Origin of the sequence: Enterococcus sp. C46, assembly GCF_040887565.1 — a bacterium.
In the GTDB taxonomy this organism is placed as follows: domain Bacteria; phylum Bacillota; class Bacilli; order Lactobacillales; family Enterococcaceae; genus Enterococcus_B; species Enterococcus_B lactis.
Genome location: NZ_JBFOGA010000002.1, coordinates 406479 through 432155, shown reverse-complemented (window position 1 = coordinate 432155; position 25677 = coordinate 406479). Strand labels below are relative to the sequence as shown.

Here is a 25677-nt window from a genome sequence, read left to right as displayed (position 1 = left end):
TTCACTTGGCAGGACCTCCTACTAAATCAGCGACAGATCGTCGGCTGAAAGACTTATTTTTTTATTTTTCTTCTAAACTTTTTTCTACCTCAATCCCCCAAGAATCTTTCTTGAAGTGATTGATGATCAATGGAATAACGAACATGACCACTGTGATAGCTGCTACTAATAATGCATCACTCAATGTCGCTGTACCTAATGTAGCAAATACGACAACGATGATAGAGAAGATCAGCATGCAGCTGACTACCCAAGCTAAGCCGTTTCCGTTTTTACCAATTCGGTAAGGGCGTTCGAATTCTGGATGTTTCTTACGCATTTTAAGCAATGAAACAGCAATCAAAATGTACACGATACAATAAATAACAGTTGTAGCATTTGTAAGTGTCAAGAATACAGCACTTACGTCATCCATTACACCATAAAGCAAAGCAAATAATGAAATAACGATTGATTGTGTTAGAACGACATTTCTAGATACGCCGTATTTGTTTTCTTTATGGAATCCGAATTTTGGTGGAAGGAATCCTTCACGAGCTACTTGGATGATTGTTTTTGATGGTCCAGTAACCCAAGCTGATAATTGTAAAAGCACACCAATAAATACCATGAAGCTGAAGATATTTCCGATCACTTCTGGTAAGCCTAGGATTTGGCAATCAATCAAGATTGGCTGCGTGATATTTGCTAATTCCATTTTTCCATCTGGTACGACATTGGCAACAAGCATCGCATTGATGACATTCAATAAAACTAATCCGATCAAAGCGATAAATACGCCTTTTGTATAATTTTTTGTTGCGTCTTTCAAACGAGGCATGTAAACAGAACTCATTTCGATCCCAACAAAAATAAATGTGATACCAGCTAAGTATTTCAATGAATCAATATGTTCCAAGTCAGGGAAAGCTTTTGACCATGAAAAGTCACCTAGATAGCCGTTTGAGACTAGTCCGACTTTGAAGGCTGCCAAAACACCTAAAACGAACATGATGACTACTGGGATATATACCCCTAGCCATACACCGATGTTCCCGCCGACTTTTGCCATATCGAATTTCAAGTTCAAGATCGTGATGATCCAGTAAATAACTAAAATACAACCTAAAACGAACCAATGATTATTGCCAAGTTCTACATTACCAAATGTGTTTCCTAACAATGGTCCTAAAGTAGAAGCGACCATTACCATACCTGGGAACATTTGCACCCATAATAGCCATGCAACGACAAATCCCCATTTGCTGCCCAGTGCTGTTTTTACCCATAACTGAGGACCGCCTTCTTGAGGAAGCATCGTTGAAAGTTCACCGGAAACCATTGATATCGGACCGGCAAAAAACAAAACTGCAAAAATTGAATAAAAAATCAATGTCCAACCGACTGCGGCTAACGTAGGAATACTCCGAACCGTTGCACACAGTGCCATTGTCAGACCGATAAAGGTCCCAAGACCCATTTTACTTACTTCAGATTTACTCACCGTTGACACTCTCCTTGATTTTTTGGATAAAATAACGGTGTCTTTGAAGTAGTTTCAGCAATAAACGAAACAATTCAGCGAATATTTGAGGGGATTCTTTGAGTCTATTGCTTGAAGGAGCTCTTCAAAGACAACCTCAAAACAAAGGGATCGAAGAGCTTAGGTCACCCCTTGCTCTTCAGATCCAAACATGCGTCAGAAACAGTTAGCATTCAAGCTGTTTTCTAACATGATTACCTTGCTTATTTTGCTTCGCTTGCCAATAATTGGTCTGCGTAGATTTTTTCCAATTTTTCTTGAAGAGCTGCTTTGATTTTTTCAGCATATTCTTCAAAGTGTTCTTCTTTGTTCATGTATGGTGTCATTACGCTGGCACGCAATACAGTTACTTTTCCGGCACGGTTCCATTCTTCATCTGAGAATCCTAGTTGGTTCACGAATTGCAATGGGCTGTTGCCATAGTCTGGGATAGCAAAGTCAGTATGTGAAGTTAAGAATTCATTACCGTAAATGCTTCCTTTCACGTATGAAGAATAATCATATACGTCATGGTTCAATTTATTCATCGCAACTAAATCGTCGTTGCCTTTTTCTTTGAATACGTAGTCTACCATGTTGAAATCTGGATAAGTTAATGGATGAACTTCGATTTCTTTGTCACCTACTTTGAATGACAAGTCATTCAAGAAGTTGTAGAAACGGTGTGCCCCTTCGATTGATGCACCCATCAATTTACCGTATCCTGTGACATTCAAAGGTAAGACATGGTGTGCTGCCCAAACGCTGGCTGCTGTTGCCCCTGCTTTTGAACCTTCCAAGATATACGCTCCAAGTAATGCTGGGATATCTGCACCTTTTTCAAATACATATGTTGCGAAGTAAGAGATAACGTCTCTCATGCGGATATCTTTGATGACGATACCACCGGCAGAATATGGAACATAGCCCATTTTATGTGGGTCGATCGTTACAGATTCTGCTTCTTCGATTGCTTTATATGCACTGTGTACTTCTTCTAAGATATAATCTTTGTTTTCTGTAAAGACGTTGTATTTGTAATGAACATCTTTTAAATCTTCGAATGGAATGAAGTTGTTGTCTTCGTCTAAGAAAATCGCACGACCGTATCCGCCATAAGCAGCATCTACATGCAAGTAGAAGTAAATACCGTCTTTTTCTAATACGCGACGCAATGCAACGATTTTATCGATACCGTCGATTGCTCCTTCTTCTGTTGATCCTACAACACCGACTACACCTAAGATTGGTGTTTTTTCAGCTGCTAGACCACGAACGATTTTTTCAAGTTCGTTGATGTCCATGCGGTAGTTATGGTCAACTGGCACTGGAATTACTTGGTCTAAACCGATACCGATGATGTCGGCAGCTTTTAGCCATGAATAGTGTTTTGTTTGTGGAACCAACCATTTTCCTAATTTTTCTAAATGTTTTCCGCTACGTGCTGAGTGAGCTTTGATTTCGTCGATTTTTTCTGGAACACTGTCTAACAAGTTCATGATTTCTTCTGTTGACAAGTTCATCAATTCCCAATCGCTTTTTCCAGCAACTAGTTCAGGTGTCACTTCTTTCATAGCAAGTGGCAATGATTTGATGTTGCGGGCATACCAAAGTCCTTCTAAGTTTGCTAAAGAACCATCAGCAACGATGTGTCCCCAGCCATCTTTATAGCTCATTAATTTTGCAAATTCCATGCCTACTTCTTCTTCCATTTGGCTTGTTGCAGGAGAAGATTCGTAAGCAACGTTATTACCATTCCATAGCATAGCAAAATTGTACGCTAGTAAAGATGGCATCAATGTTTCAGAGTTCATATGACCCCAGTAGCGTCCGGCATTATGCCAAGGAACGGAATGGGTACGCATCCGCGCTGAAATTTCTGATAGAACATCTTTTGTTTTATTCACAGTGTGTTCAAAACTAGCACTGCTTTTTTCTTCTGGCGTAATGATAGGCATGTCTTGAGGCATGTAGTTTTGACGCCAGCCTAAATGTTCGTCCACCAATTCATTCAACAAAGCTTTATAGATTTGGCCGTTCTCAGCTTTGTCCCCAATGAATAGGGCATTTAGGTTTAGATCTTTCGACAATGATTCACTCATAGTGAAACCCTCCTAAAAAAAATATTTAAATTTTGTCGAGCCCTACATTACACCTGTTCTCCTATTCTGTAAACTAAGCTTTCGACCGTTTTTTAATCGTATTTTAATATGTATCAATTATTCGAATTGTTCGCACTTTTGAAATAATTAAAAAAAACGAGGGAATTTACAAAAGTAAACTCCCTCGCAAAGATTGTATTAACGACAACCAGCGTTCTATTTTAGGATGGGTTTCAAAATTGGAATGTTGTAATAGTATTTCCCTTTTTCAAGGCAAAAACTTACTAAATTCTAATCAATTACTTTGGCCAAAAAGTAATTTTTCTTACCTTTTCGAATAACCACAAACTTACCATCGAATTCATCGGATGGATTTATGACAAAATTTAAATCGGTAACGCGGTCACCGTTAATACTTATAGCTCCGTTTGAAACATCTTCCCGTGCCTGACGTTTAGATGGTTCAATTTTTGTGGAAACAAGTAGCTCCACGATATTTTCAGGTGTGCTTGAAATTTCAACGTTCGGCATTTTACCGAATCCTTGCGCGATTTCTTCCGCATTTAGTTCTTTAATATTTCCAGAGAACAATGCTTGCGTTATTTTTTGCGCTTCTTTCAAGTCTTCTTCACTATGCACAAATCTTGTAACTTCTTCTGCCAAACGGCGTTGTGCTTCACGTTTCTCAGGTTCTGTCTCTACTTTTTTCGCTAATTCTTCAATTTCTTCTTGAGATAAGAACGTAAAGAATTTCAAGTATTTCACTACATCACGATCATCTTGATTCAACCAGAATTGGTAGAATTCAAATGGTGAAGTTTTCTTAGGATCAAGCCAAATGGCACCGCCTGCGGTTTTTCCGAATTTCGTTCCGTCCGCTTTCAACATCAATGGAATCGTTAAACCGAACGCTTCTGCTTCTGGTCCTTCTAATTTTCGGATCAGGTCTAAACCAGCTGTGATATTTCCCCATTGGTCTGCTCCACCGATTTGTAGTTGTACATCGTATGTTTTATGCAGATGTAAAAAGTCGATGGATTGCAGGATTTGGTAAGTGAATTCTGTGAATGAGATCCCTACTTCCAAACGGCTGGCAACGATATCTTTTGCTAACATCGTGTTGATGTTGAAGTTTTTACCGTAGTCTCTCAAAAATTCAAGTAAAGAGATTTTTGATAACCAGTCGTAGTTGTTCACAAATGTGATATTTGCGTCTTTACCAAACAATTTTCTCATTTGATTGGAAAGTGCATCCACGTTATGTTGTACTTGTTCCATCGTTTGCAACACACGTTCTGTTTTACGGCCGCTTGGGTCGCCGATTGTTCCTGTTCCGCCGCCAATCAGAATATATGGATGATGGCCTGCCAATTGGAATCTTTTCATCATCATAAATGGGATCAAATGTCCGATATGCATCGAATCACCAGTTGGATCAACGCCGCAATAAAGTGAAATGCTCTTTTCTTCAACGAGCTCGCGAAGTCTTTCTTCGTTTGTTTGCTGATTAATGGCGTCGCGCCAAGTTAATTCATCAATAATATTCATTTTACTGACCTCCGTGTAGTTTTTTTATGAAAGCAGGAACCTGCTAGCATGCGTCATTAAGTATTTCTTCGGGATGGAAAATAAAAAAAGTCCCTTGGCATATAGCCAAGGGACGAAATCTCGCGGTACCACCCAATTTGTATGTCTAGATATCCAACATACCTCTCGAACATTTAACGCTGTCGCGTGGCAATCACTGCCAGAGACTCCTGAAATGTAATTCGCTTTAAAGCATGTACTGGTTTGCAGCAACCACCAGCTTTCTGAAACATTGGCTTTAACAACTACTTCGTTTCAATCTTCGTCTTGTTATTATTAATATGTGTCTATCATAGAGCGCAACTTTTTCTTTGTCAACAGAAAAAGGATATTTTTTTTAAATTCCTCATTTTTTCTTTTTTGAATCCGCTCTAATCCCGAACATTTTATTTTCAACTATTGTTAAAAGAAACTATTTTTTCTGTATTTTTTCTGCAATTTATCGAGAAGTCACTTTACTTTTCCTCTTATTCTTTCTTCGTTACAATGAAGAACGGGACGAGTAAAAAAATGAAAAAGTAAGGGACGAGGTATATGGAAAAAAAGCAAAAAATTATTTTAGGAGCCACTTCTGCTTTAACTGTCGTTATTTTAATTTTAAGTCTTTTTTTTGTCATCCGAGCATACACAAAAAAAGAACCGATTATTCATGAAAAAAAAATAACAGAAAAGACAAAAGAGCCAATGGATGATAAGCAACAGCTAGTGACTCAAGCAAAAAATCTGGCACAAAGCTATGATTATGACCAAGCGATTGCTTTATTGGAGAAAAACAGTAAAAACGGATCTGCGGAAACACAGCAGCTTCTTCAAACACTGAAAAAGGAGAAAGAACAACTAATTGACTGGTCTGATCCTACTCAGATCTCTCACGTCTTTTTTCACAGCTTGATCGTGGACCCACAAAAAGCCTTCCACTCTCAACAGGCTCAAGGATACAAAGACTATATGGTAACTGTTGAAGAATTCAACCGTTCAATCGAACAACTCTATCAAAATGATTTTGTTTTAGTCAATTTGAATGATTTGATCCAAAAAGACGAACAAGGGAATCTTTCCTTTAACGGGCTTGCGCTACCTGAAGGAAAAAAACCATTAATTCTTTCACAAGATGATGTCAGCTATTATGAATATATGGATAATTCCGGTTTTCCTAGCCGATTAGTCGTATCAAATAACAATGAAATCAAAAATGTTTATAAAGAGAATGATAAGGAAGAAATTGGGGACTTTGACATGGTTCCTCTGATCGATGCTTTTGTCAAGAAACATCCTGATTTTTCTTATCGAGGCGCAAAAGGCACCTTGGCCCTGACAGGTTACAACGGTGTTTTAGGTTATCGAACATCCAAGTCTCAATACGGAGATAACGAAAAAACAAAAAAAGAGAGCGAAGAAGCTAAAAAAGTGGCTGATCAGTTGAAGAAAGATGGTTGGAGCTTTGCTTCCCATACCTGGGGACACTTGAATATGACTCAAGCTTCATTAGAGGATGTCAAAAAAGACAATGAATTATGGCAGCAAGAAGTTGCACCTATCCTAGGAAAAACAAATATCCTGATTTATCCATTTGGTGCAGATATTAGCGACTGGCAGCCTTATTCAGCAGAAAATCAAAAATTTGCTTACTTGAAGAGTCAAGGTTTCGATATTTTCTGCAATGTAGATGCTTCTACTCCCGCTTGGGGACAATTAGGTACGGATTTCTATCGAAATGCTCGAATCAATATTGATGGCATTCGGTTCCAATCAGATTTAGACGGACAAAACCCTATTCTTGATCCATTCATCAATGTTCATGAGGTCTACGACAAAGAAGCACGCGAATCCGCTTGATTTTACATCATTTATAAACAAAAAAAGCCGAACTGACATTTTATCGTCAGTTTCGGCTTTTTTTATGCTTTATTTCTTCTTCGGCGCGATACCTTTGATCAGGACTTCTGTCCATTCTGCTGTATATGGAAGCAGTTTTGCGTATATCTCCGGCTTAGAAATTCCTTCTACCATTGCTTGAAAATAGAGGATCAAAAACTCATCCGAATATTTCAAATCCACTTTTCCTTCTTTACGTCCTCGGTGGAAAAGATCAAGCATGATACTGAAACTTTCTTGCGTATACGCATCCATCGCGTCAGAAAATTCTTTTTTTTCTTTTTTTGTATAGTATGTCATCAAATCGATATAAAATTGTTTGTTCACTCGATTGAGATAGCGGATTTTATTTTCACTCATAGCAATCAGCGTTTCTTCAAATGGAAGATTTTCCGCAATCAACGCTTTCGCTTCTTGCCCTAAATCATTCATAAATGTGAAAAATACTTCATAAATCAGCCCTTCCTTGCTGCCAAAATATTTAAAAATCGTCGCTTTACTTACCTGAGCGCTCTCAGCAACCTTATCCATCGTCACTCCAGCGGTTCCTATGTCTGTGTTCATCAAGTCAAAAGCTGCTTGTAAAATCTCTTTCTTTTTCTCTTGTGCTCTCTTTTCAAAACCGTTCATTTATAGAGCCTCCCGTAATTTTAAACTTTTATAATATATATAGTTCAAATTTATTCTGAGGTTTATTATAACTATCTATTGAGAAAGTATCAAGCTAGCAATTCCTTGTTTATGAATTCATTGACAGAAATTTATAAAAAGAATATTATGTACTAAAATATAAAAAAAAGTTTTATAAAAAGGTATAAAACCATTTTATTAAACTGATTAATCTTTTTTAGTATATATTTTAAGAAAAAGGAGTGGGGTTTTTATGGCAGAAATCGTCAAAGTCACACATTTGAAAAAGAGCTTTGGTCGTTTCGAAGCTTTAAAAGATGTCTCTTTCACCGTACATTCAGGTGAAGTCGTTGGATTTATCGGACCAAATGGTTCTGGAAAATCCACGACGATTCGGACACTTTTAGGGATTATAAAAAAAGACGGCGGAACGGCAACGATTTTTGGTCAAGATGTATGGGAAGATAGTTTATCTATCCATGAACGTCTTTCTTATGTTCCAGGTGACATCTCTTTATGGGGAAATTTGACTGGAGGAGCGATCATCGATCTCTTCATGAAGCTTCATGGAAAAGGGAATGCTCAAAAAAAGGACGAACTGATTCAACGTTTCTCTCTTGATCCTAAGAAAAAAGCAAAAAACTATTCAAAAGGAAATCGTCAAAAAGTGGGCTTGATTGCTGCTTTAGCTGTTGATTCGGATCTCTATTTATTTGATGAGCCTACTTCTGGTTTAGATCCCTTGATGGAAACCATTTTTCAAGAAGAAGTTGAAAAACTGAAAGAACAGGGCAAATCCATCCTGCTTTCTTCTCATATTCTCAGTGAAGTCGAACGGCTGGCAGATAAAGTCGTGATCATCCGCGAGGGAACAGTCGTAGAAGAAGGAACACTCGATGAATTGCGTCATTTGACCCGCTCGACCATTACTATAGAAACAGAAGCAGATAACAGCCACTTAGCACAATTGAACGGTGTCCATGATTTTGTGCAAAAAGGCCACCTTGCTCAATTTGCTGCTGACAACGAAGCTTTCGATGTGATTTTAGCTGAAACTTCCAAATTAGGTGTGAAAAAATTTGAATCTATTCCACCGACTCTTGAAGATTTATTCATGAGGCACTATGAAGGATGAGGAGGAATCGAAATGACTGATAAATTTTCACACTGGTCTACCCTTTTTTCTCAAAACCTTAGCCGTGACTGGAAAAAGATCTTGATATGGCTAGTCGGTGTCACTGCTTTTTCTGGTGGTTTTGTCCCTGCGTTTGAAGAATTGACTTCAGGACAAGGGTTAGCTGGATTATACGAAACAATGCAAAACCCGGCAATGATAGCAATGGTCGGACCAACTCCCGCTTCGAATGCTGCTGAGTATACTTTAGGAGCTATGTATGCAAATGAAATGTTGCTTTTTTGCAGTTTGTTTGCTGCTGTGATCTCTGTTTTGCATGTGGTGAGCCAAACGAGAAAAAAAGAGGAGCTTGGTCTGATTGAACTTATTCGTTCCTTTCGAGTCGGACGTCAAGCAAACTCTTTAGCTGTCATCGCTGAAAGTATTCTGATTAATTTGCTTTTAGCAATATCGATCAGCTGTACGATGATTTTTTTTCAAGCAGATTCGATCACTGCAGAAGGTGCTTGGCTTTTTGGGCTATCTGTAGGTAGTACGGGGATTTTGGGGAGTGCCGTTGCACTGTTTGCTTCACAACTGATGCCAAGTGCAGCCAGTTCGAATGGTCTGTCTCTAGCGTTTTTAGGTGGACTTTACCTTCTAAGAGCAATAACAGATGTAGCTGATTCCTCCCTTTCGATGTGGAATCCTTTAGGCTGGTCTTATTTGTCCTATCCATTTACAACTAATAACTGGATTCCTTTGCTTTATTTGTTTTTGTTCAGTCTCATCTTGATAATCAGTTCATTTGTTTTAGAGGAACATCGAGACTTGAACACCGGCTATATCCCCGAACGTGAAGGAAAACCGTATGCTAAACGTTCTCTTCTATCCTTGCGTGGTTTATTATTCTATCTAAATAAAGGAATGACCATCAGTTGGCTTATCACTTTTGGTTTGATGGGGGCGGCATACGGCTCTATCTACGGGAATATGCAACAGTTTTTAGAAAGTAACGACTTAATGAAACAGATGTTTATCCAATCTGGCGTCTCAATTGAAAAAAACTTTACAAGCACGATCATGGTCGTCTTGATTTGTTTAGCTGCTATTTTACCAATTGCTAGCATCAATCGTTTATTTACAGAAGAAACCCACGGACGTATGAATCAGCTGTTCGCAACAAAAATTTCTAGGAACCAACTTTATTGGACAAATCTGTTACTAGCGATCCTGTTTTCTATATTGTCGATTCTGATTAGTTCTGGTGCGCTAGGACTTTCTGCTTTGGCATCGATGAAGGATGCGAAAGATATGGATCTATTGCTGTTTCTTAAAGCCGGATTCAACTTTCTGCCTGCTGTTTTAGTGTTTATCGGAATGAGTGGCTTTCTATTCGGATGGCTTCCTCGAATGGGTAAATTTGCTTATATCTACTTAGCTTACTCCTTTGCGCTCAATTACTTTGGCGGGATTTTGGATTTACCAGAATGGTTCTCCAAAACAGCGGTCCCTAGCTGGGTACCACGGATGCCAAACGATTCTTTCGATCTTTCCGTATTCCTTACATTATCCTGTATCAGCCTTGCACTGATCGTCCTTGGTGCTATCGGTTATAGGAGAAGAGATTTAGTGGAAGGATAACAAAAAAAGAGCATGTTCAATTTCATGCTAGCCTCCAAATTGGGATCAAAAATCCAACATTTGGAGGTCATTTTTGTATTTACATGTCTTCTAACTGTTCTTTATCAATGATCCAGACTTCCCGATTCTCTCTTTTTACATAACCATTCTCCTCTAATAATTTAAATTTTCTAGATAAAGTTTCGGGGGTCGTACCGATAAATGCAGCAAGTTCTTTCATTTTCATTGGTAGGAAAAAGTGATCCTTCCCTGTCGCTTTAGCTAAGTCAAGCAGATAGACAGCGACTCGTTCTTCTACTTTTTCCATCATCAAAAAAGTTGTCTGCTGCTGTACTTTTGTTAATTTCTCAGCGTTGATTGCTAAAAGTTTCAGACTAAGGGCGGGATAATGCAGTAAAAGTTCCGAGAAATCTTTTTGTCTCAATACGCAAATTTCCGTTTTTTCTAGTGCTTCGCCAAATAAAGATTCATTTGGAACGCCTAACAACTGGCTCTCTCCCTCATATCCGCCCGGCTCTACTACTCGTAAAAGCTGTTCCTTTCCGCTAGCAGATAATTGATACACTTTCATACTTCCAGAAGCCACGATTACTAATTGAGACTCTCCATTCGGCGCAAGAAGCTGTTCTCCTTTTTCCACTTTTCTGTGTGTCACTAACGAGTGGATTTTTTGCTGATCTTCTATCTCGAGATGATTGAATAATGGAACGAGTGAAACACACAATCCTTCATGTCTCATAGCAGATTCCTCCTTTGGATTTCTTCCTTGTTTGTTATTCTACTTGTTCGTTTAACTTGGGTAATTGTTGTATCAAGATTTTTCTTTTTGTGCGATAAGTAAGCAGACACATGCCGTTTATGACCACGATCAGAATACTCATTTCATGGAAAAGCATACCGTTTGCCACCTCGGCCACTAGGATCAGACTCTCGGTAATAATGGCGGTGAGTGTTTTATGCCTTAAAATCATTTTTTGATACTATCTATAAGTAAAATTGAAAATTGCCTCTTATGTCAAATAGGAGCTGTGACAAACGCCTTGTCGCAACTCCTATTTTTTGAATAAATGGTGTTCTCCTGTCAACTTCTCGGATACAAGTCACGATATTCATCAAACATGAGAAGCTGTTTTTTGAAATTGTTCCTTGTGACTCAGGGTTAAACGGCAAGTTCACAACCTCCGAGATTCACAGTGTTCAAAAACTTACTAACATTCGGCTTTTTTTACTAAATGCCGCTGTTACTTGTTTGCCGAAACGACCCTTTACTGCTTTTTCCAATCCAGTCGTTGCAGAGGATACCGCTTTTTTTGCCGTACTTGCTTCCACCTCTGCGGCTTGTTTCGCCTTTTTGCATTTCGTGACTTTGTCTTGAGTCATCGCAATCCCTAAAGCTCTTGCTGAGATTTTTTGTATCTCTTTCTGGTAATCTTCCCAAATTTTTTCCTCTAGAATGATCACTTATTATCTCCTTTCCTGTTACTTTTTGTTTAATCGTTGCAGATCAGCACGATAACGGCGTTCGACTTCATCTTGCTGATCATAGATTTTTTTTCGTTTCTGCATCAATTCATGAGAGAACCTCTCTTCTAAACGTCTGAGTTCTTTTTGTGCAAAATACAAAGAATCCTTCGGGCATTCAAAGGAACACACCGAAAAACGTATATTGGAATAAGTCGTTTCTGCCAGCTGCTGCATGTTCTTTTGCATCTGTCTGAGCTGATCTTCCTGATTTTCTAGCTGCAGTCGTTCTTTTCGGTATGTTTCATGAATCTGGTTTTCTTTTTCCATCTCACTACTCCTTGTTTTAAAATAATTGTCGTGCCAAGTCTCGATCACGTTGGACCAGCTCATTGATTTTCGCTTCGATCTCTTTTGCCAAGGTAGAGAATTCTGCTGAAAGCTGCTTGATTTTGAAGATTTTTTCCCTGAATTCCTGCGTAGGTTCATCAACGATCGTCTGCTTTGTACAACCGACTTCTCGCAGAGCATCGAGCATTTCGTTCTGAGACAAAAGCGGTGTCTGTCTGCGGACCATCGCAAGACCATCTGCCCACAGCTGTTCCAAATCACGAATTCCACGCTGGTAAATGACTAGCACTTGTTCCATCGCTTGATCGAAGACGGAAGCCGCATGTTTCACGATCATCAGCGCCTGCTGGTCGTCTAAATAGATCTGTTCATTGGTCGACAGACCGCCGCTGCTAGCTGTGAATCTTTTCCGCCAAGTCACTAGCTTGGAGAAAGCACTGATTTGTAGCTGGAGCCACTTGTTTTCTTCTTTCAGTTGACTGATCCGATCTTTCTCCCATTGATTTTTTTCGCCATATGTCTCCATTTGACGGATCATAGCTTTGTTTTTGATGATTTGCTGGGCGAGTAAGGTCTGTTCGAGGGCGACCCCTCCATGTTGGTCGGAATAGATGATGATATCGCCATATTTATCGATGTAATTCCCGTTTTTGTCGAGATTGAACTGATTTAGATCGTGTCCATAGTTTTTCCAGCCGGCGTTGTCGATTCCGAAACTGTGAAATGGCAGTTGGCCTTTCCCGCCAGTCAGCCAGCCACCAGTCACGATGTCTGAAGTGTCATACAGATTGATGATCTGCCCTTCATAATTCATGAGCTGCTTCTCACTCAAGCCTGGGCCTGCCGCTGCATATGTAAATCCGTGATAACCTTTTAAAACAGCGACATAGATTGCCTGCGCTCCACCTAAAGAATGACCGGTCGTGGAAATGGTGTAGCCGTCTTTGACAGAATAGGTCTTTTCGATTGCATCGGCATACGCTAAAGCCGACTGGAAGGCGCCGTTGTCGTGTTTGTCCTCGAAGCCGACTTCTCGGATGTTCGTTTTCCAGTCCTGCCAACTTTTGGTACCTGCGTAGGCGATAGTCAGGTCTTTTTTGATGACGGATTTGGGGTAGTCGGCTTGCTTTTTCAAATCATCTTTATCATAGCCTTTGTATTTATCCTTGATTTCAGCCACGACCATGGCCTGCATTCCGTTTTGCTTTGGTGTTTTTTCTTTTCCGATCGTATGTTTGTCGGTGTTTACCGTATCAAGAATTAAATATTCATTGCGTTTCCCCGTTCTATCACCATTTTTAATTTTTCCTACTTCTACTTGATAAACTGTTTCTGAAAAAACTCGATTCTGATCCATCAGTCGATCCCCCCATCATAGAATGTGACGATATTCATGGGTATGCTCATATTCATCTCTTGGTCTTTTCTACTGAGATAATGATCTTGCCCCGGTTTTTCTATACCACTATCAATCCTATAGATCCACTGACCTGTTTCTGCAGACTTTACTCCTAATGTCGCAGTGTGGGAAAGCAGGTCATTGATTTCGAAGTGTACCTCTAAAGATTTCATAGGGGTTACAGAAAAACCTGTAAATTCTATTTTTTCGATGTTGAAATATTGCCTAGCATTTTTTAAACTCTCTAAGTATTCGTCATCTGTTATTGTTCCATTACCACCATTGTATTTCTTATCTGCTTCATCGATTTTGTCCTTATCTTTTGTATAAATCTCATAATGATTATACAAATAATTTGCCAGATCGGTTTGGATGGTACGCAGTTCTTCGTTGTCTTTTTCTCTTCTATCCATCAATATTTTCCCTCCTATACTTAGTGCAATGACAACTATGAGTCCTCTGAAAATGATTTTTTTCATACTTGCTCCTTCTTACTTCTCTTCGTAAAGAAAACGCTTTAAATGGATTTTACCATAGGCTTATCAGTGAAAAAAGAAGCCTTGTTCTTACTTTTCCTTGTTTGATAACGAAATGAATATTTTTTCATTTTTTCTGTTATGTAATTCGAAACACATATACAAAAGAATGAGCGAGACGCAAGCAATCGTCGTTTTTTAGAGATTGTTAACTGTTATGTCTTTAGATTTTATTAAATTTTTCATAGCTTGGTTGGAATCTCAACCATGGCCTGCATACCGTTTTGCTTTGGTGTTTTTTCTTTTCCGATCGTATGTTTGTCGGTATCAATGACATCAATAACAAGATATTTATCCTCAACGATTTTTTCGTTGACTATTACTTTCCCTGTTTCAACGCCATATACTGCTTTAGAGAATTCTTTGTTTTGGTCCATCACTTGACTCCCTTGTCATAATAGATAATGTTTTCTTCAGGCATTTTTTCATCTGTCGAAGAATTTTTTTAGTTAGTACATATGAATTCCTAGTATTCCCAGTGTTGAAGGAATACAGCCACTTATTTGTTTCGGCTAATCTCGTATCTAGCGTTGTTTCATCTGGGTAAACATCATTGATGATAAATCCAACTACCAACCCTTTCATCGGACCTACAGAAAAACCTGTAAATTCTATTTTCTCAATATCCATATACTCAGTTATAGAATCTAATCTTTCAAAAAATTCCTGTTCAGTCATGTCTCCTTTACCTTGATTAAATTCTTTGAAGATTTCCTTTTCTAGCTTTTCATCTACTGTTGAAATCTCATAATGATTATACAAATAATTTGCCAGATCGGTTTGGATGGTACGCAGTTCTTCGTTGTCTTTTTCTCTTCTATCCATCAATATTTTCCCTCCTATACTTAGTGCGATGATGACTATGACTCCTCTGAAAATGATTTTTTTCATACTTGCTCCTTCTTACTTCTCTTCGTAAAGAAAACGCTTTAAATGGATTTTACCATAGGCTTATCAGTGAAAAAAGAAGCCTTGTTCTTACTTTTCCTTGTTTGATAACGAAATGAATATTTTTTCATTTTTTCTGTTATGTAATTCGAAACACATATACAAAAGAATAAACAGGCGCAAGTAATTGTTGTTTTTTAGAGATTGTTAACTGTTATGTTTTTAGATTTGTTTAAATTTTTATTCTGATTTGACTGATGGAAAAACCAAACAGACACCTGCAAAAAAATGATTTTTCGCAGGTGTCTGTTTATATTGCATCATGAGAGCAGTGGATTCGATGATGTGCCATCTATTTAGTACGCAACGCAAATCAGCTTTTTCATAACTTCTTTTTTATCGCGTGATACAATGGCGCTAGTTCTTTGAGTGCCTCAGCAGTTTTCTCTTCGATGTTTGTGTATTCATTTGGAGAAAAAAACAGTTTGCCAAGTTGGAAGGTTCGATCGCCCATTGTTTCTCGCAGCTCTTCTTGCTTGCTCTTATCTGATAAATAAGCGGATAAAGGCAAATGATCTTCCAGCTCATTTTCAGGCTGAGGCCAGATATAATAATCTTCAATCGCTACCTGGGTACTCCATTCCTGCAGTAAAGATAGCAATTGATTGTATCCTTCAACGCTTCCTTCTCTCGTGTCACTTTTATAGTGCTGATACATCAAATAGATTTGGTATTGTTTTTGATTCAACAAAACTGCTAGACAGGCATTCTCGTTTTGCCGATCTTCACTTCGATAAGCACTCCAAAAATGACTGCGTAAATTCCAGCCATTCGTCCAGCTTTCGATTTTAGGTTTGCTCATGCCATATGTATCAGGCAAAAGTGCAGCTGTCTGGAGCTGGATCTCTTTCCATTTTTGCCAGTGTGCTTTGTATTCTTGTTTGATTAGTTCGACTTCATCTGGTGTATGTATTTCTTTGAGTTGTTTGAATGCATAATTGTCTCTGTCAAATAACTGATAGTCTTCTTTCATTAAATCCATTTTGTTCCCTCTTTTCTTTTTTATTTTAACTATGTTATTTAAAAGAAACAACTGTAAAAAAGCTGAATCGAAAAAGCAACTGATTGCTTTTCGAGTTCAGCCTCTGTTTCCATTTACAGGAATGGTCATGAAGTTTTGATCACATTGAGTAGTGACGTAAATAAAATGGCACTGGAAGCAGCTCCCGGGTCGATATGTCCGATTGCACGCTCTCCTAGATAGGAAGCTCGTCCTTTTTTAGCTACCAAGTCTTTGGTGTGTTCTTTTGCCTGGTCAATAATTTCTTTTGTTAGATTCCCTGCTTTCAACGCCTCTGTAACTGGTAGCCAAACATCTAACATCGTTTTATCGTCAGCTTCTGCCTTTCCTCGGCTTTGAATACCCGCTGTTCCCTGCTCGATCACTTCTCCTAATTTTTCTTGAGAATCAATAGAATCGACCCCTTTTGTCGCTTTCATCATGTTCATGAATGCAGATCCGTATAACGGACCAGAAGCCCCACCGACTTTCGATATCATCGCCATAGAGAATACTTTGAATGTATCACTAATTGTTCCAGGATGATCGGTTTGAAAAGCTTCTTCATAAGCTGAAACCCCTCTTCCCATATTATTTCCGTGGTCTCCATCGCCAATCGGGGTATCTAGATCACTGAGATATTGTTTGTTCTGATTGATTGCCTCTGCAAATTGTGAGAGCCATTCTTGGATTTCTTGAACGGTTAGTTTCATATTATCACCCTTTTATCTTGAGATTGTCTTACCATGAAATCGTCTGTACATTGCTTTCTAAAGAATCTTTCCATTGTGTCTCCGTCAAGTCGATCAGCGTAAGAGAAAGGCCTTGCATATCTAGTGAGGTCATAAAATTACCGACTTTTCGGAAAACTACATTGACGCCTCTTTCTTCCAGCAGAGCTAAAACATCATTCATGAATACGAACTGTTCCATCAAAGGCGTCCCGCCCATTCCGTTGACGAATACACCTGCTTCTTTTGGCAAATTCGAGTAATCATCTAAAATCTTAGTAACAAGTTCCTTTGCCAGTACTTTAGAAGGCTGCATCTTTTCTCGACGATAGCCTGGCTCACCGTGGATACCAACACCGTACTCGATTTCATCTTCTCCTAGTTCGAATCCTGGTTTCCCTACTTCTGGTACAGTTGCTGCTCGAAGCGCTACACCGATTGTTTTAGTTGCCTGTACGACCTTTTCTCCCAATTCTTTCAACTCTGCTAGGGAAGCACCGTTTCTTGCTGCATCGCCCACGATTTTGTGTACAAGGACAGTACCTGCGACTCCGCGTTTTCCAGCAGTATACGTACTATTTTCAACGGCGATATCATCATCTACGATTACACTTTCTACTTCAATATCGTCCATAGCAGCTAGTTCCTTTGCCATATCGAAGTTCAATGCATCCCCTGTATAATTCTTAACGATTAGTAAAACTCCTTTGCCACTATCCGCTTCCTTGATAGCCGTTTGAATCTGATCTGGAGTTGGAGAAGTAAATACATCACCGAGCACCGCTGCACTTAACATTCCTTCCCCTACAAACCCGGCATGGGATGGTTCATGTCCGCTTCCTCCACCAGAAACCAAACCAACTTGTTCCGATTTCTGATTCTTGGCTACAACACGGGAAGATTCTACACGATGAACAAGTTCTGGATAGCTTTTTACTAATCCTTCCAGCATTTCTTCGACAATATTGCTTGGATCATTCATGATTTTTTTCAATTTATTCCCATCCTTTCTTTCCGGCATTTTGTGCTTCTGTTAAGATTTGCTGAGTATCATCCGTTATACCGGCAGTGATGGCTGCTGCAAAAGCTCCTTCCACTAAAGGCGCATCCACCAGATGATAACGTTGCTGCTGTTCTTCTTCCAACATGTCTTTTGCCAGTTCCGAATTCAATACCGCGCTGCCGATATCCGCAAAAACAAAATAACTAGCTGCATCACTTGATTCATTGACAGCTTCTACGATTTTCATCGGGTCTGATCCGATCTCGCCATTTATTCCACCGAGAGAAAAGATCTGCACCTCTTGGGATTTTTGCATCTGCTCAATCATTTCTTTAATACCATCTGTTACTTTTTGACTATGAGAAATAAGCAAAATACTCTTTTTCACAAGAATCTTCCTTTCTTTTACATAGTTGCTAACGATTGGTTTCGCTTTCATTAATGAACAATTCAAGTATATAATAAATTCCTAATTTTGGGAAAATATGTGTTGCGCATCTTGAACTTTGTTATACTTTCGTTAAAGAGAGGAGTGATCGAATGATTACAACAACCACGAATAGTGTGGAAGGAAAAACCGTAGTAGCTTATAAAGGAATCGTTTTTGGTGAAGTTATTACTGGGATCAATGTATTGAAAGATTTTGGGGCTGGTTTGCGAAACGTCTTTGGCGGTCGTTCAAAAAGTTATGAAAATGAACTAATGGGCGCAAGAGAAGAAGCACTTGCGGAAATGGCCGAACGTGCAAAAGCATTAGGAGCTGATGCAATCATTGGCGTAAAAATGGACTACGAAGTATTAGGTAGCGACAATGGTATGCTGATGGTCACGTGTAGTGGAACAGCTGTCTCCACAAGATAAGTAGGAATAGCTGTCTTAATAAATAAAAAGAGATGGGACATGTAGTGGGACCCAAGAGTTAGATTTTTCAGTCTAACTTCGAGGTTCACTACCTTCCCATTCTCTCTTTTTTATTTCTTTTTGCGAATGATTCCGTAAACTGCTGCAACTAGCACACCTGTGCCTACGAAGGAATAATTGACAGAAGCTGTTTTTTCATTTGTTTTTGGTAAAGTCTGACTTGTTGATTCGGATGGCTCTGTCGTTTGATGAACTGTTTCTGTCGTGGTTCCAGAGGCCACTGATTTTTCTCCTGCCGAATGCAAAATATCTTTTATTCGTTGGAAACTAGCTGCTAAGTCTGCTTTTTTTGCTTCAAAATCATTAGCAACTGTTTGCGCTTCGCTGATCTTTCCATGGATCGCTTGACTGGCCGCTGTGATATCCGCTTGAGTTTGACTTAGCTTTCCAGAAGCTGTTTGAGCAACCTGATCTAATTGTTGATTGAATTCTTTTGCTTGTTGGATCTTCCCGTCAAGATCTGTTTGGACAGCTTCCGCTTTTGCTTTCGCTTCAGCAAGCTTTTTCTCAAGTTGTGCACGGTCATTTCCCGCTTTATTTTTAAGATCAGCTAAATCTTGATCGATTGCTGCTTGGTCTTCTTTCAATTTGTTTTTTGCAGCTTCTAATGCTTCTTCGAGTTCTTTTCTTTTATTTTCCAAGTCTTGCAAATGATCGATTTGGTCAGAAGAGGTAGAACTATTCGTTGATGTATCTTCTGAAGACGAAATCGTTTCTCCTGAGTTATCTGTCGGTACATTGGAAGTCATTTCTGTTTCTGAGGTTCCGTTTTCAGCATCAGAAGAGCTTATAGTTGTTGAAGGCTCTGTTTGAGCAGGTTCAGAAGTTTCTGCAAAAGCTGTTTGTCCGAAGAAGAAAATACCGAAAACAGCAATCGGCCAGATCAACGGCTTCATTCTTTTTTTCATCACTTTCCCATCCTTACTACTTTTTAACTAATTTCTTATTATAAGCAAAAATGTCTGGAAGAACCATAAACACAACAGGCTGTTTGTCTAAAAAACGGTGCATCTTTTATTTTTTTGTACGTTCCGGACTTTTCCATGTCCCGCTTCCATAACCTAAAATCGTTTTGACCGCTGGAATGAAAGTCGTCACGATCGTTATCGCGTTCACTATCCAGAACAAAAGCATATATAGGGGTGCGAAAAGAAGGTATTTCAATTTTCTTCGTCGATCATCTACAATCAGCGAAGCTAACAACTGGAAAAATCCTGCGACCATTTCAAAGCAGATGAACACAAAACTGAATGTAAAAGTGACATAGATCTGTTCATAGTTTCCTTGGTACACATAATGCCCAATCAATCCAATAAAAAGAATCACGGAAATACAAAAGAATATTGACCAGACAATACTCAATGTTTGATCAATGAAGATGATCGTTCTTCCGATATGTTCAAAAGGATGGAGCATCACTTTTTTGAAATTCGTCAGCCAGACTTCTGTTCCACCTTTTGCCCAACATTTTCTTTGTCGATATAGCATCTTCAACGTCACAGGTACTTCCATGAAAAAGATGATCCCAGGAGCAAAAACAGATACCCAATCATTCAACTGATGATCCCAAGCAATACTGATGTCTTCTGTCGCTCGATCTTGTCTGAATCCGCCCACATCGATCAAGGCTTCTTTTCGATACATCGTATTTGCCCCACTGTACGCATAAAGGCCACCGAAAACAGCTGACTGTGTTCGTTTGATAATACCAACGATACTTGAGAATTCAACCGTTTGCGATTTTGCAATCAACTTTGTACGATTTTGGACATCCATATTTGCAGTGACCGCAGCAATATGTCTTGCACCAGGGCGAATAAAATAATTCACATACCTCTTCAGTGCATCTGGCTCCGGTACCGTATCTGCATCATTGCTTAAAATCAATTTCCCTTTTGCAAAGGCAAGTCCGATATTAAACGCATGGGCTTTTCCTTTATTTTTTTCGATCCGAACCACACGAAGATTAGCGTATTTTTTCATCAGTCTGGCTAATATTTCTGGTGTTTGGTCCGTTGAACCATCATCTGTCACTAATACTTCATAGTTGTGATAATTCAATTTCGTCATCAAATACTCGATCGTATCTTCGATCACAATCTCTTCATTATGGGCTGGTACCATGATCGTAATGAACGGTTCGACACCTGATGGAACATCTACCCATTCTTTTTGTTTGTGTTTGTATAAAAAAACATAACACCAGACACCAATAAACCATGCAAATCCGCCTAAAATCGGGTAAGAAACGAGAAAAAAATACATGATAGACAAACAAGTATCTAGGAATTGATTACCTGTATGAGTGATTGAGGTCATTTCAGTTCCACCCCATTTTCTTTATACAAATCTGCAATGAGTGTCGTATCTAGATTTTTCTCTTCGGAGACAGAATAAAAACGGACCGTTTCTCTCTCTTCCTTTGTTCCAAAACGTTCCGTATACATTTCTTCAAGTAATTCTTGTCTTTTTTTCAATTCTTCATCTTCATATTCAAAAGACTTATTTACTTTTCTATACAAATTTCGATTGTTCCATCTAGTCAACACAAATGAGATAATCAGGAAGCTGAAAAAGATCAATGCAAAAAAGCCGATGAAGAAATACAGCATTTTCTTTTCCAATAAAAAAGCGTACAAGTAAAAATCTTTGGCTCTTTCTGGTCTCGTCAATGGAAAAAACACCTATATAAAAGGAAGAACAACGATCATCCAACCGAAAAGAGCCACTAGCGTTTGCCAAATTTTCAACCAATAATTACCTTTCGAAAAATACTTATCTTTCACCAAAATCGATGCAACTTCTTCTCTTGTTACTTTTTTCATATCCTCACCTCACATTTTTTGTTACGACGTAGGAGTTTACCATACTTTTCATTTCTTTTCACATAAAGTGTTCCTAAATTTTTCCTAAGAAAAAGAACAAAACATTTCTCATCGGCAAATGAAAAATATTTTGTTCTTTTTATCAGTTGTTCTTTTTATTTTTTTATCTCTTAATTATGTTTCTCTTTCCAATACGACAATGCTTTTCATTCCTCTAGATATCGCCGTGTACATTTGTCTGCGTCTTCTTTGCTCATCTCTATTGTTTTCAAATGGATACAAGATTACATGATCAAATTCTAGTCCTTTTGCTAGACCCAAAGGAATGATCTGGCAGTTTTCTAATCCATATGAACTTTTTTTAATCGATTCTTGTAGCGTTTGGGTTTCCTCTTCTGTTTGGGTGATAATTGCCGCTTTTTCTCCATTTAGAAAAGCCAAAATCTCAGCTAGTATTTCCAACAATTCTTCAGAGGATTGAAAAGAGCGGTATTCGGGTTCTTTTCCTTGCGGTCGGATCGATACGATGTCGATCATCTCTTGATCCACAGCATAGGTTTTGAAAAGCTCTGTGATTGCTCCGCTAGAACGGTAACTATTTCTAAGATCATATCGATGGATCGGCAGATGGTAGTCATCGAAACAACGCATAATATCAGCAAAAGTAGTGGAAGAATTAAAGATTGCTTGATTCTCGTCACCTACTAAAGTAAAGTGAGTTTTTGGAAATAATTCAATCAATAGACCTAATTGTGCCAGGGTATAATCTTGTACTTCATCAATCAATAAATAGCGAAACACTGGTACATTTACCTTTTCAACAAGCAAATGATGAATAGCTAATAAAATGACTGCTTCATCAACAGTACGTGTGTGTTGCCAAACATAAGCTGAGCCATATCGTTTTTCATAAATTCTTTCAAACAATCGATGCTCATCCACCCACGCCATTTCTTCGATTTGTCTGGTTATTTTTCGATAGTTTTTTTGTAAAAGTTTCCTTGCATAAGTTGCGATACTTTGTTCCGAATCATCAGAAATCAATTCACCGAATAATTTCAACTGCCTATCTTCTGTCAACGAGAGTACCTGATTCTGCACTGCAGGACTTTTTGCTTGTTTCAAAAGATGGTTCTTCCATTCGCTCATCAGTGCCTTTTTCGTTGCTTGAAGCCTATCGATCAATTTAGGATGAGCAGGAACTTTCTCATATATTTTTTCGATCGTTTTTTTAGAAAGAACTGTTTTTCCATTTTTAGTAAGTCCACGGATAAAATCAGGATGATCTAGAAACAAAGGATCTGATCGTTTTAGATCATCGATATACTCTTTACTACGCAAATGTTCTGCTTGCTCTGATACATTTTCTTTCGTGATACGTTTGAAATAAGCTTCTTCACCTTCTATTTCCTCTGCTGAAAGCTGTGAAACCAGCTGCAAGATGGTTAGATTCAGTGGATTTCTTTCGCCTAATGATGGTAGGACATTCGAGATATAGTCGATGAACCGATGATTAGGCGATAGAATCAGCAAGTCATCAGATGTCATCGTATCTCGATATAAATAGAGCAGATACGCAATACGCTGCATGATAGCAGAGGTTTTACCACTTCCTGCTACGCCATTTACCAAGATATTTTGACTTTTCACATCCCGAATGATTGTGTTTTGTTCCGATTGGATCGTAGCAGTGATAGCCTTCATTTCATTGGTTTCATCTTGACCTAACACTTCTAATAACACATCGTCTTGGATAGCTACAGACGTATCAAAAAACTTGACCAAACGATCTCTTTCCAAAATAAATTGTCGTCTTTCTTTGATAACCGTATCGATTTTATTTTGACGAACCGTATAAGAAGACGGACCAATCACGTTATTGTAAAAAAGTTCGGCAATTGGTGAACGCCAATCATAAACAAGATTTTCATCTACATCATCTGTGAAATTTGCTGTACCGATATAAAAGGATTCTTTTGGCTCATTATCCAGAAAGTCTACAATGACTTTTCCAAAATAGGGACTTTTCAATAAACGTTCGATCTTTGCCAGCTGATTTTCTGCGTTTTTCTGTTTGATATTCATCTGATCGATTTCTCTATTTTTCATTTCAATCATCGAAAAAGTATCCAGGTTATCTAAGTAACTGTCAAAATTCAATCGAAGCTCGCCAGCCATTTCTTTCAGCGACTGGTTTCCTTCTATTTTTGCCGTATCCATCGATTCGCCCAGTTCGTTTCTTTTATCGATTAGCTTTTGATACACATTCTTCAGATATGCTTCTTCTAACTGCTTTTGTGTGTTGACCATACACATTCTCCTCTTTTTTTAAAGTGGTGGAACCGATTAGTTTACCTCTTTTAAGAGTCGAATGCAAGCTTTTTAACGAGTATCATTTGTTAGGATATATCAGTTCTTCAGGTCGGACAGTTTGATATAAAGAAAATGCTCCATCAAGGTTTTTTACGTGGTAGCCAGACTGCTTCAAGATTCTTTCTGCTAGATAGCTACGTAAGCCGCTATGACAGCTGACGATATATTCTTGTTGACTGTCTAATTCATTTAATCGGTCCCGAAGTTCATTCAAAGGGATATGTTTGGCTTCCTTGAATTTGCCTTTTTCCAATTCTTCTGCTGTTCGCACATCTAATAAAATTTTTCCTTTGGCTAATTCTGTTGGCAATTCATGCCATTGTACGGTTTCACTAAGCCCTTCTGCAATGTTCATTGCTGCATATCCTAGCATGTTTACTGGATCTTTGGCTGAGCCAAATGGCGGTGCATACGTCAATTCTAACTCCGGCAAATCGAAGATCGTCAAATGCCCTTTGATTGCTGTTGCTAAAATATCGATCCGTTTATCCACACCTTTTGCCCCAACACCTTGTGCACCATAAATCTCGCCAGTCTCTGGATGGAAGATCAACTTCAGTAAAATATCTGTTGCTTCTGGATAATAGCTTGCATGATCTTTTCCTGACACATGAACGACTTCAAAAGACAGCTCGTTTTCTTTGGCTGTTCTTTCACTTAATCCGGTGGATGCGGCGGTCATTCCAAATGTTCGTATAATTGCTGTTCCAATACTGCCTTGATTTCTTCGAGAAATTCCGGAAATCGTGTCTGCAACTTGTCTACCTTGACGATTGGCTGGTGAAGCAAGAGAAATAAGTGCATCTTTTCCAGTGATTAGCTGTTTTACAACGATAGCATCCCCCACCGCATAAATATCAGGAATATTCGTTTGATATCGTTCGTCTACTAGGATACCCCCGCGTATACCTAATTCGATTCCAGCGGTCACTGCTAACTGGTTATCAGGACGAACACCAATGGATAAAATAACTAAATCAGCAGGGATGGTACGCCCGTCATCCAGTCGCAATCGTTTCCCGTGGTCTTCAAATCTAGCGACAGCATGAGAAGTAATCACTTCTACTCCTTGATGAGACAATTCTTTTTCTATAAAAGCTGCCATTTCTTCATCCAGTGTCGGAAGAATATGCGGCGCTTGTTCGATCACCATGACTTCTAAACCTCTTTTTTTTAGGTTTTCTGCCATTTCCAATCCGATGAATCCTGCACCAACGATCACGGCACGGTTTGGCTGTTTTTCTAACGCATGCATCACTTTATCGATGTCTGGTACATTTCTAATAGAAAAAACATTGTCGGCTTCTGTTATCCCTGGAATTGACGGAACAACTGGTTTTGCGCCAGGAGATAAAACCAATACATCGTACTGTTCCAGGTGTTTTTGACCTCCATGTACGACTTCTACTGTTTTGTTTTCAGGAAAGATAGCTGTCACTTCATGGTTTGGACGCACATCTAAACAAAAACGAGCAGCTAATGATTCTGGCGTTTGGACCAGAAGATTTTCCCGGTCACTGATTTCACCCGAAAGATAATAAGGCAAGCCGCAATTTGCAAAAGAAACATACGGTCCTTTTTCAAAAACAATGATTTCTGCATCTTCCATTAAACGGCGAAGCCGTGTAGCAGCAGACATCCCACCCGCTACACCTCCGACAATAACGATTTTCATC

Annotated in this window: 23 protein-coding genes, 2 pseudogenes and 1 other annotated feature; of the genes and pseudogenes, 4 read left to right on the top strand and 21 right to left on the bottom strand. The window is 38.8% G+C overall.

The annotated features are described in order from the left end of the window. Nucleotides 1-61: 61 nt before the first annotated feature. The 3 genes from tyrP to tyrS form a co-directional block, all read right to left on the bottom strand. The gene (gene tyrP / locus AB3I27_RS05280; protein WP_002286392.1) at nucleotides 62-1483 is read right to left on the bottom strand and encodes a tyrosine-tyramine antiporter; all 1422 of its coding nucleotides are present in this window, start codon (nucleotides 1481-1483) and stop codon (nucleotides 62-64) included. 242 nt (nucleotides 1484-1725) lie between these two features. Continuing rightward, complete coding sequence (tdc, locus tag AB3I27_RS05275; protein WP_002286400.1) at nucleotides 1726-3603, bottom strand: tyrosine decarboxylase; 1878 nt, start codon at nucleotides 3601-3603, stop codon at nucleotides 1726-1728. Nucleotides 3604-3894: 291 nt separating this feature from the next. Beyond that, a complete protein-coding gene (tyrS, locus tag AB3I27_RS05270; protein WP_002310719.1) occupies nucleotides 3895-5151 on the bottom strand; it encodes a tyrosine--tRNA ligase in 1257 nt (418 codons plus the stop codon). Nucleotides 5152-5256: 105 nt separating this feature from the next. Then, nucleotides 5257-5462, bottom strand: a binding site (T-box leader). Nucleotides 5463-5724: 262 nt separating this feature from the next. On the opposite strand from tyrS, the gene AB3I27_RS05265 reads away from it, so the two are divergent. Beyond that, the gene (locus tag AB3I27_RS05265; protein ID WP_002316650.1) at nucleotides 5725-7026 is read left to right on the top strand and encodes a polysaccharide deacetylase family protein; all 1302 of its coding nucleotides are present in this window, start codon (nucleotides 5725-5727) and stop codon (nucleotides 7024-7026) included. A gap of 69 nt (nucleotides 7027-7095) precedes the next feature. Here AB3I27_RS05265 and AB3I27_RS05260 read toward each other — a convergent pair whose 3' ends face one another. Next, nucleotides 7096-7695 (bottom strand): TetR/AcrR family transcriptional regulator, encoded by a 600-nt coding sequence (locus tag AB3I27_RS05260; RefSeq protein WP_002292597.1) that lies wholly within the window; start codon nucleotides 7693-7695, stop codon nucleotides 7096-7098. A gap of 253 nt (nucleotides 7696-7948) precedes the next feature. Between AB3I27_RS05260 and AB3I27_RS05255 the strand changes: the two genes are divergently transcribed. Both AB3I27_RS05255 and AB3I27_RS05250 read left to right on the top strand, forming a co-directional pair. After that, nucleotides 7949-8830 (top strand): ABC transporter ATP-binding protein, encoded by an 882-nt coding sequence (locus AB3I27_RS05255; protein WP_002310716.1) that lies wholly within the window; start codon nucleotides 7949-7951, stop codon nucleotides 8828-8830. A gap of 12 nt (nucleotides 8831-8842) precedes the next feature. Then, entirely contained in the window at nucleotides 8843-10453 is a 1611-nt protein-coding gene (locus AB3I27_RS05250; RefSeq protein WP_104760313.1) for an ABC transporter permease, read from the top strand. Between the two features lie 79 nt (nucleotides 10454-10532). Here the strand turns inward: AB3I27_RS05250 and AB3I27_RS05245 are convergent, their stop codons facing one another. From AB3I27_RS05245 to dhaM, 12 genes and pseudogenes are all read right to left on the bottom strand, one after another. Continuing rightward, entirely contained in the window at nucleotides 10533-11192 is a 660-nt protein-coding gene (locus tag AB3I27_RS05245; protein WP_002314039.1) for a Crp/Fnr family transcriptional regulator, read from the bottom strand. Nucleotides 11193-11226: 34 nt separating this feature from the next. Then, nucleotides 11227-11424, bottom strand: coding sequence for a hypothetical protein (locus AB3I27_RS05240; protein WP_002310711.1), 198 nt, complete (start codon nucleotides 11422-11424; stop codon nucleotides 11227-11229). A 226-nt stretch (nucleotides 11425-11650) separates the two neighbouring features. Continuing rightward, entirely contained in the window at nucleotides 11651-11914 is a 264-nt protein-coding gene (locus AB3I27_RS05235; RefSeq protein WP_002312757.1) for a hypothetical protein, read from the bottom strand. An 18-nt stretch (nucleotides 11915-11932) separates the two neighbouring features. Beyond that, a complete protein-coding gene (locus AB3I27_RS05230; RefSeq protein WP_002310709.1) occupies nucleotides 11933-12244 on the bottom strand; it encodes a hypothetical protein in 312 nt (103 codons plus the stop codon). Between the two features lie 16 nt (nucleotides 12245-12260). Beyond that, nucleotides 12261-13622, bottom strand: a complete 1362-nt coding sequence (locus AB3I27_RS05225) for a DUF2974 domain-containing protein (protein WP_104760315.1) — start codon at nucleotides 13620-13622, stop codon at nucleotides 12261-12263. Further along, on the bottom strand, nucleotides 13622-14077 hold the full coding sequence (locus tag AB3I27_RS05220) for a hypothetical protein (protein ID WP_226072233.1): 456 nt from the start codon (nucleotides 14075-14077) through the stop codon (nucleotides 13622-13624). The genes AB3I27_RS05225 and AB3I27_RS05220 overlap by 1 nt, the downstream gene beginning before the upstream one ends. 305 nt (nucleotides 14078-14382) lie before the next feature. Then, a complete protein-coding gene (locus tag AB3I27_RS05215; RefSeq protein WP_002344614.1) occupies nucleotides 14383-14577 on the bottom strand; it encodes a hypothetical protein in 195 nt (64 codons plus the stop codon). Continuing rightward, a pseudogene (locus tag AB3I27_RS05210) lies at nucleotides 14577-15091 on the bottom strand (hypothetical protein). The gene AB3I27_RS05215 and the pseudogene AB3I27_RS05210 overlap by 1 nt, the downstream one beginning before the upstream one ends. 379 nt (nucleotides 15092-15470) lie before the next feature. Continuing rightward, nucleotides 15471-16130, bottom strand: coding sequence for an HI_0552 family protein (locus AB3I27_RS05205; protein WP_002344616.1), 660 nt, complete (start codon nucleotides 16128-16130; stop codon nucleotides 15471-15473). A 125-nt stretch (nucleotides 16131-16255) separates the two neighbouring features. Then, a complete protein-coding gene (dhaL, locus tag AB3I27_RS05200) occupies nucleotides 16256-16861 on the bottom strand; it encodes a dihydroxyacetone kinase subunit DhaL (RefSeq protein WP_002314035.1) in 606 nt (201 codons plus the stop codon). A 28-nt stretch (nucleotides 16862-16889) separates the two neighbouring features. Next, complete coding sequence (gene dhaK / locus AB3I27_RS05195; RefSeq protein WP_002316647.1) at nucleotides 16890-17900, bottom strand: dihydroxyacetone kinase subunit DhaK; 1011 nt, start codon at nucleotides 17898-17900, stop codon at nucleotides 16890-16892. Beyond that, entirely contained in the window at nucleotides 17875-18321 is a 447-nt protein-coding gene (gene dhaM, locus AB3I27_RS05190) for a dihydroxyacetone kinase phosphoryl donor subunit DhaM (protein ID WP_002316646.1), read from the bottom strand. The genes dhaK and dhaM overlap by 26 nt, the downstream gene beginning before the upstream one ends. A 101-nt stretch (nucleotides 18322-18422) precedes the next feature. Between dhaM and AB3I27_RS05185 the strand changes: the two genes are divergently transcribed. Beyond that, nucleotides 18423-18743: a putative heavy metal-binding protein gene (locus tag AB3I27_RS05185; protein WP_002292575.1), complete on the top strand. Its 321-nt coding sequence runs from the start codon at nucleotides 18423-18425 to the stop codon at nucleotides 18741-18743. A 110-nt stretch (nucleotides 18744-18853) separates the two neighbouring features. Here AB3I27_RS05185 and AB3I27_RS05180 read toward each other — a convergent pair whose 3' ends face one another. The 5 genes and pseudogenes from AB3I27_RS05180 to AB3I27_RS05160 all read right to left on the bottom strand — a co-directional run bounded on the left by AB3I27_RS05180 (nucleotide 18854) and on the right by AB3I27_RS05160 (nucleotide 25676). Then, nucleotides 18854-19711: an LPXTG cell wall anchor domain-containing protein gene (locus AB3I27_RS05180; protein WP_104760317.1), complete on the bottom strand. Its 858-nt coding sequence runs from the start codon at nucleotides 19709-19711 to the stop codon at nucleotides 18854-18856. A gap of 106 nt (nucleotides 19712-19817) precedes the next feature. Continuing rightward, a complete protein-coding gene (locus AB3I27_RS05175; RefSeq protein WP_104760318.1) occupies nucleotides 19818-21122 on the bottom strand; it encodes a glycosyltransferase in 1305 nt (434 codons plus the stop codon). Then, nucleotides 21119-21628: pseudogene (locus tag AB3I27_RS05170) on the bottom strand (hypothetical protein). Before AB3I27_RS05170 ends, AB3I27_RS05175 begins: the two are co-directional and overlap by 4 nt. A gap of 174 nt (nucleotides 21629-21802) precedes the next feature. Continuing rightward, complete coding sequence (locus tag AB3I27_RS05165) at nucleotides 21803-23938, bottom strand: UvrD-helicase domain-containing protein (protein WP_104760319.1); 2136 nt, start codon at nucleotides 23936-23938, stop codon at nucleotides 21803-21805. 82 nt (nucleotides 23939-24020) lie between these two features. After that, the gene (locus AB3I27_RS05160; protein ID WP_002310698.1) at nucleotides 24021-25676 is read right to left on the bottom strand and encodes an FAD-dependent oxidoreductase; all 1656 of its coding nucleotides are present in this window, start codon (nucleotides 25674-25676) and stop codon (nucleotides 24021-24023) included. Nucleotide 25677: the final 1 nt, after the last annotated feature.